The organism is Aeromicrobium sp. Leaf272 (assembly GCF_001422865.1).
GTDB lineage: Bacteria > Actinomycetota > Actinomycetes > Propionibacteriales > Nocardioidaceae > Aeromicrobium.
Window position 1 is genome coordinate 588243 of sequence record NZ_LMMY01000009.1, and the last position, 6890, is coordinate 595132.

The 6890-nt window shown below is 72.6% G+C and carries 6 protein-coding genes and 1 pseudogene; 2 read left to right on the plus strand and 5 right to left on the minus strand.

Translation table 11 applies throughout. The features are described 5' to 3' along the window. Both ASF38_RS18815 and ASF38_RS04510 read left to right on the plus strand, forming a co-directional pair. Positions 1 to 123: ArsR family transcriptional regulator (locus ASF38_RS18815; RefSeq protein ID WP_235497429.1), on the plus strand; the 123-nt coding region annotated here is incomplete at both ends. A gap of 126 nt (positions 124 to 249) precedes the next feature. Further along, positions 250 to 771 carry a GNAT family N-acetyltransferase gene (locus ASF38_RS04510; RefSeq protein WP_235497394.1) on the plus strand — a complete coding sequence of 174 codons (522 nt, stop codon included), beginning with the start codon at positions 250 to 252 and terminating at the stop codon, positions 769 to 771. A 58-nt stretch (positions 772 to 829) separates the two neighbouring features. Here ASF38_RS04510 and ASF38_RS19645 read toward each other — a convergent pair whose 3' ends face one another. From ASF38_RS19645 to ASF38_RS04535, 5 genes and pseudogenes are all read right to left on the minus strand, one after another. After that, a complete protein-coding gene (locus ASF38_RS19645) occupies positions 830 to 2221 on the minus strand; it encodes a cytosine permease (RefSeq protein ID WP_056573930.1) in 1392 nt (463 codons plus the stop codon). Positions 2222 to 2392: 171 nt separating this feature from the next. Next, positions 2393 to 3835, minus strand: a complete 1443-nt coding sequence (locus ASF38_RS04520) for an FAD-dependent oxidoreductase (RefSeq protein WP_056573933.1) — start codon at positions 3833 to 3835, stop codon at positions 2393 to 2395. A gap of 125 nt (positions 3836 to 3960) precedes the next feature. After that, positions 3961 to 4755, minus strand: a pseudogene (locus tag ASF38_RS04525) (NAD(P)H-dependent flavin oxidoreductase); the annotation flags it as partial. Positions 4756 to 4774: 19 nt separating this feature from the next. Beyond that, on the minus strand, positions 4775 to 5932 hold the full coding sequence (locus tag ASF38_RS04530) for an acyl-CoA dehydrogenase family protein (RefSeq protein WP_056573936.1): 1158 nt from the start codon (positions 5930 to 5932) through the stop codon (positions 4775 to 4777). Between the two features lie 41 nt (positions 5933 to 5973). Next, on the minus strand, positions 5974 to 6890 hold a 917-nt coding region (locus tag ASF38_RS04535), incomplete at its 5' end, for an aldehyde dehydrogenase family protein (protein WP_200914404.1).

Below are 6890 nucleotides of genomic sequence, written 5' to 3' on the forward strand. Positions count from 1 at the left end.
TGCGACTGCTGTCGCTCGTGGCCGCGCACGAGGGCGGCGAGGCCTGCGTCTGCGACATCACCGAGCCGGTCGGGCTGAGTCAGCCCACCGTCTCGCACCACCTCAAGGTGCTGGTGGAGGCGGNGCCTGCTGGCACGCGAGCAGCGCGGCACGTGGGCCTACTACTCGCTCGTGCCAGGTGCGCTCGCGCGCGTGGCCGGCGTGCTTGCCGACGCCGACGTCGACGCGACCGTCTGACCCGCCTCCCCCGTGCAGCGCTCGGAGATCACGCTGGTCCCCCTGACGGAGCGCCACTGGCCGCAGGTCGAGAGGATCTACGCCGAGGGCATCGCCGCGGGCAGCGCGACGTTCGAGACCGAGCCGCCGTCGTGGCGGGACTTCGACGCCTCCCGCCTGCCCGGCCATCGGCACGTGGCCCTGCGCGGCGACGGTGACGTGGTGGGTTGGGTCGCCTGCTCCCCCGTCTCCACCCGCGCCGTCTACGCCGGCGTGGTGGAGCACTCGGTGTACGTCGCCGCGTCGGCGCGGGGCCTCGGCGTCGGCGGGCTGCTGCTCGGCGCCCTCGTCACCTCGACCGAGGCGGCCGGCATCTGGACCATCCAGTCCAACGTGTTCCCCGAGAACGAGGCGAGCCTTCGGCTGCACGCCGCCCACGGCTTCCGCGTCGTCGGCACCCGCGAGCGCATCGGCCGGGCCGCGGTCGGCCCGTACGCGGGACACTGGCGCGACACGGTCCTGGTCGAGCGGCGGAGCGCCCGCGGCGGAGGCTGAGGGACGACCGGTCGACCCGGTCACCACACCCCCGCCGCGGCGCCGGCGGCGGTCCTGCCTACCGGTCCCGGCCGGCAGGCTCCCGCGTGATCACCGGGTACCCGCCCATCCCCAGGGGGCGACTGACCCACCGAGCGAGCACGTAGTGCACCGATGCCGCGACCAGGAACGACGGCACGGAGGCGGTCGTGTAGACGAACAGCGCGCTCGGGACGTAGTCGATCGGGTGCAGGAGCGAGCTGTAGGTGAGCGCGCCGGCGACCACGGCGACGAAGGCCATGACGTTGACGCCGCCCCAGTAGCCGTAGACCGACTCCCCCACCGGGCGGTACAGCTCCCGCACGTCGATGCGGGTGCGCCGCAGGACGAAGTAGTCCACGATCTGCACGCCGCACAGCGGGGCCACGACGATGGCGCCCCAGGAAAGGAATCGTCCGTAGTTGTCGTAGACGGTGGCCGGGAAGCACACCAGCACGGCGGCCGGGCCGAGGATCGCGAGTCCCATGACGGGCCACGGCAGGGCCTTGAAGAAGCGCCCGCCCCCCGAGCGCAGCGCCACCATCGACCCGTACCCCTGGGACAGGATGGCGGTGAGGTTGGCCAGGCCGATGGCCACGAGGGCGATCGAGCCCAGGACCACGCCGCCGAGCGGGATCATCCAGTCGGTCGGCTCGGTGCTCTGCAGGCTCAGCGCGGCGAGCACACCCACGACCGCGGCCAGCACGGACGCGAGGAACACCCCGAGCCAGTTCGGCCAGAAGGCCGCACGGGGACCGGTGCTGAGGCGCGCCAGGTTCCCGAGGTTCGGCCACCAGGCGAAGCCGCCGGCGATGCCGAGCTCGATGGCGAGCATGAAGTTCGTGCGGCGGTCCGGCTCCTGCCCGAGGGACGGGAGCTCCGAGATCGTCGACCACGGCGTGCGCGTGAGGATGATGACGACCATGCCCACCAGCACGACGATGAGCACGGGCGCCACCACCGCACTCACCCGCTCGACCGAGACCGGACCTCGGGCGAGGATCGCCCACGCCACCACGATCGCGACCATCGCGGCGACGGTCACCGCAGGTCCGGCGTGTCCCATCGACGTCCCGAACACCCGGTTCAGGAGGTTGACGACGCCGTGGCCGAGCATGATCGCGAGGACGGCCGCCCAGGCCGCCGCGAAGATCGTGGACACGGCCACCATCACGACTCGCGCGCCGTTCGTGCCGAACACGCTGCGCAGGAGGATGAACTGCTCGATGCCGTACTTGGCGCACGGCAGGACCGGCGCCAGCGACACCAGCAGGATGCTGACCGCGTACCCGACCACGATGCTCGCGATCGCCTCGCGAACGCCCACGTAGTAGGCCACGGCCGCGCCCTGCAGGAACGCCCACGTGGCGATCGCGAGGCCGACGTTGACCCACGTGTACTGCCAGAAGCCCCAGATCCGCTCCGACCGCACGAGCGGCAGGNAGCAGGAGGGCGGAGACCACGACGCCGACCACGAGCAGCCACACGAGGTCGCTGACGGGCAGGTCGTCCTGGAGCATCTCGTCGGCTCGCGGACCCTCGAGGATCTCGAGCCGGCGCTCCAGCTCGGCTCCCTCGGGCTCGTTCGTTCGTCCCGTGTCGGTCACGTCGTCTCCTCGTGGTCGAGGCGGTGCGGCCGAGGTCGCGTCGCCTGCATGATGGTCCGGGCCGCCTCGCGGCCGGACCGGATGGCCCCGTCGATGTAGCCGTTCCACCGAGCGGACTGCTCGGTGCCGGCGAAGGACACGCGCCCGGCGGGCGAGCGCCAGCCGTCGGCGCCGTGCTCGAACCAGGTCCCGGGCGACGGGACGGCCGCGTACGCACCCTCGGCGAGCTCGTCGTCGGGCCAGCAGGTCGCGAGGACGTCGTCGGGGCGGTCGGCCTCCGGGCCGAGGGCGGCCACGAGCGGCGCCAGGATCGCGGCGCGACGCTCGGGCTCCTCGAGTCGCGACCAGGCACGGTAGGCGTCGCCGTAGACGAAGGCGGCGATGACGCCGCGCGATCCGTCGGCCGGCGAGTTGTCGAACGTGTACGAGACGGGCGACCCGTCGTAGGCGACCAGCTGGCCCGACAAGCCGGCCTCGCGCCAGAACGGCGTCGGGTAGACCACGTGCACCTTGGCGACGTCGCCCATGGGGCTGCGCGCGACCCAGCGTCGGCGCGCGGCCGGCAGCGGCGGGTCGAAGACGATCCGGGCCTGCGCCGCGGTGGTCCCGGTGACGACGACCCGGTCGGCCACGACGTCGCCACCTGAGGTCCGCACCGTCACCCCTCCGGGACCGTGCTCGATCGCCCGGACCCGGAGGCCGAGCCGCACCCGGTCGCCCAGGTGTGCCGCGACGGCTCGCGCCGGGGCCTGGGCGCCGTCGACGAAGCGGCTGTCCTGGGCGCAGTCGAGGGTGCCCAGCAGCTGGCCGAGCCCACCGGCGGACCGGATGTAGAACAGGACGTGGAACAGCGAGACGTCGCGCGGCTCGCACGCCCACACGCCGCGGAGCACCAGACACATCCGGTCGCGCGCCTGCTCGTCGGAGATCTCGTCGCGGATCCAGCTCTCGAAGGTCGTCGCGTCCCAGTCGGGCAGCTCCGGGGTGGCGAGCGGGTCGTCGAGGTCGATCGTCCCCGCCATCGCGTCGAGCCGGGCCTCGGCGTCGGCGTACTCCGTCGCCCCGAACCCGTCGACGTGCTCGTCGGAGGTGAACGGCTCCGTGACGCCGCCGGGCCAGAGCTCGACGTGCCGGCCCTCGTCGTAGGACCGGAAGGTCTCGCAGCCGAAGCGGGCGGCCAGGCCGAGCAGCTCGGTCTGGGTGGGCCCGACCCACTGGCCCCCGTGGTCGATCACGACGGAGTCGTGCTCGACCGACCACACCCGACCCCCGACCCGGTCGGCCGCCTCGACGACCTCCACGTCGATGCCCGCGTCCGCGAGCTCGAGTGCGGTCGCGAGCCCGGCGTACCCGGCTCCCACCACGACGACCTTCATGGGCGCTCCTCCTTCGTCGAGCCTGGCTCCGTCGTCGGACCGGTCGTGATCGTGCACGGTCATCCCCTCATCCCACCCGCAGGGCCGGCAAGGTGCCGAACAGCTCGGTGGCCTCGGCCACGATCGTGTCGACGACCTCGCGGACGGAGGCCACCTCGGTGACCAGGCCCTGGGACTGCCCGGCCCNNGAGCTCGGCCACGTCGTCGAACGTGGCGCCGGGGCGCGACCCGATGGCCCGGATCTCCTCGGACACCGCGTTGCGCGCCACCCGCGCGGTGTTGCGGAGCTCGCGGAACACGAGCACCGTGTCGCGCTCGTCGTTCGCCACGATCTGCCGCTTCACGTTCTCGTGGATCGGCGCCTCGGTGGTGGCCATGAACCGCGTGCCCATGTTCGCCGCGCAGGCGCCCAGCGCGAGGGCCGCGACGAGTCCGGCGCCCGTGGCGAGTCCGCCGGAGGCGATCACGGGCACGTCGAGCGCCCTGGCCGCCGCGGGGATGAGCACGAGCCCCGGGACGTCGTCCTCGCCCGGGTGCCCGGCGCACTCGAACCCGTCGATGCTGATCGCGTCCACGCCCTTGCGCTGCGCCGACAGCGCGTGCCGCACGCTCGTCGCCTTGTGGATGACCTTGATGCCGGCGGCATGGAAGTCGGGCAGGTGCGGCTCCGGGGACGAGCCGGCCGTCTCGACGACGGTGATGCCGGACTCGACGATCGCGGCGCGGTACTCGTCGTACGGCACGGGCTCCCGCGTCGGCAGGATCGTCAGGTTCACGCCGAACGGCCTGTCCGTCAGCTCGCGCGTGCGGGCGATCTCGGCGGCGAGCGCCTCCGGCGTGGGCTGCGTCAGGGCGGTCAGGAACCCCAGCGCGCCGGCCTCCGCCACGGGGGCGATGAGCTCGGCGACGCCGAGGCCGGTCATGCCCCCGCAGACGAGGGGGTGCTCGACCCCGAACATCTCGGTGAAGTCGGTGCGGATCATGGGGTTCCTCGTTCCGGTCTCAGAGGTTGCGGGAGATGACGAGGCGCATGATGTCGGAGGTGCCTTCCTCGATCTCCTCCAGCTTCACGTCGCGCATCCACTGCTCCACGGGGTACTCGCGGGAGTAGCCCCACCCCCCGAGCGTCTGGACGGCGGCGTGGGTCACGAACATCGCGGTCTCGGACGCCTGCAGCTTGGCCATCGCGGCCAGCCCGTTCACGTTCTCGCCGGCGTCGAGGCGCCGGGCGGCGTGGAGGGTCATCAGCCAGGCCGACTCGATGCGCGTGGCCATGTCGGCGAGGCGGAACGCGACCGCCTGGTGCTCGATGATCGGCTTGCCGAACTGGGTGCGCTCGCGGGCGTACGCGAGGGCGTACTCGTAGGCGGCACGGGCCGCACCGGTGGCCGCGGCCGCCAGGACGACGCGGGAGACGTCGAAGGTCTCCATGAGGCCGCTGAAGCCCTGCCCCTCCTCGCCGAGCCGGTTCTCCTCGGGCACGAAGGCGTGGTCCAGGAAGACCTCGCGGCAGACGATCGCTCGCTGGCCCATCTTCTTCATGGGCTCGCCGAAGGTCATGCCGGGCGTGTCCTTCTCCATGAGGAACGCCGTGACGCCGCGGGAGCGCAGGCTCGTGTCGGTCTTGGCGAAGACGACGTACTGGTCGGCCAGGCCGGCGTTGGAGATCCACGCCTTCTGGCCGGTGATGGCATAGCCGCCGTCGACCCTCTCGGCGCGCGTGACGATCGACGCGGCGTCGGAGCCGGAGCCCGGCTCGGTCGTCGCGAGCGCGGTGAAGAGCGGCGTCGGGCCCGTGAGGGGGCGGAGCCACCGCTCCTTCTGGTCCTCGCTGCCGAGCGCGAGCAGGGGGTCGGCGAAGAAGCCGTTGGAGCACACGAAGTTGCCGATGCCGGGATCGCCCCAGCACAGCGCCTCCTGCACGAGGCACTGCGTGAACACGTCGGTGTAGCCGCCGCCACCGAACTTCTCCGGGAGCATGAAGTCGGTGATGCCGATCTTCGCCGCCTTCTCGAACACGTCGACCGGCGACTCGGTGTCGGCCTCGTCGACCGCCCGGCCACGGGGGCGGATCTCGTCGGCGGCGAACCTGCTGACGAGCTCGACGATGTCGCGCTGGTCCTGGGTGAGCGGCCAGTACTCGACGGTGGGCTGAGGCATCTCGGAGCTCCTTGTGGTGGTGGGGTCGTGGGTGGGGGTGGCTAGCGCTGGACGGTCGTCAGCTCGGTGAACTCGTGGAGGGCCTCGGGACCCAGCTCGCGCCCGAAGCCCGAGTGCTTCCAGCCGCCGAACGGCGACTCGACGGAGAACTCGGCGTCGTTGACGAGCACCTGTCCGGTCTGGAGCCGGGCGGCGATGGCGAAGGCGCGGTCGTCGTCGTCGCACCACACGGCTCCCGACAGGCCGTACCGCGTGGCGTTCGCGAGGGTCACGGCGTCGTCGTCGTCCCTGGTGCCGTGCACGACGAGGACCGGACCGAAGATCTCCTCGCAGCTCGCGGGGTCGTCCGGGGCGAGGCCGCTCAGCACCACCGGGCGTCGGTAGTGCCCCACGGCGGGGGTCTCGGTGCGTCGCGTGCCGACGTGCGCCCCCCGGGCGACGGCCGCAGCGACCAGCTCGTCGACCCGCTCGAGCTGGGCGGCGCTCACGAGCGGCCCGAGCTCGGTGCCAGGGTCGGTGGGGTCGCCGACCACCATGGCGTCGGCGTGCGCGCCGGCGATGCGCACGGCGTCGTCCAGCCGGTCCGCGGGCACCAGGAGCCGCGTCAACGCACTGCACGTCTGACCGCTGTTGAGCATGCAGGACTCCACGGTCGCCCGGACCGCGTGCTCCAGGTCGACGTCGTCGGTCACGATGCTGCTCGACTTCCCCCCGAGCTCGAGCGAGACCCGCGCGAGGTTCGTGACGGCCGCTCCGGCGACCTGCCGTCCCACCTCGGTCGAACCGGTGAACGAGACGACGGCGACGCCGGTGTGGGCGACGAGGGGTGCGCCGACGTCCGCACCGGTACCCGGCACGAGGTTGAGCACACCGGCGGGAAGCCCTGCCACGAGCGCTGCCTCGGCCACCGCGTAGGCGCTGAGCGGGGTCAGCTCGGACGGCTTGTGCACTACCGTGC

What these genes read in the sequence shown, in the direction of transcription:
- ASF38_RS04520 (WP_056573933.1), bottom strand. Translation starts at nt 3,835, where the DNA reads ATGACCGTGCACGATCACGACCGGTCCGACGACGGAGCCAGGCTCGAC.
- ASF38_RS04530 (WP_056573936.1), bottom strand. Translation starts at nt 5,932, where the DNA reads ATGCCTCAGCCCACCGTCGAGTACTGGCCGCTCACCCAGGACCAGCGC.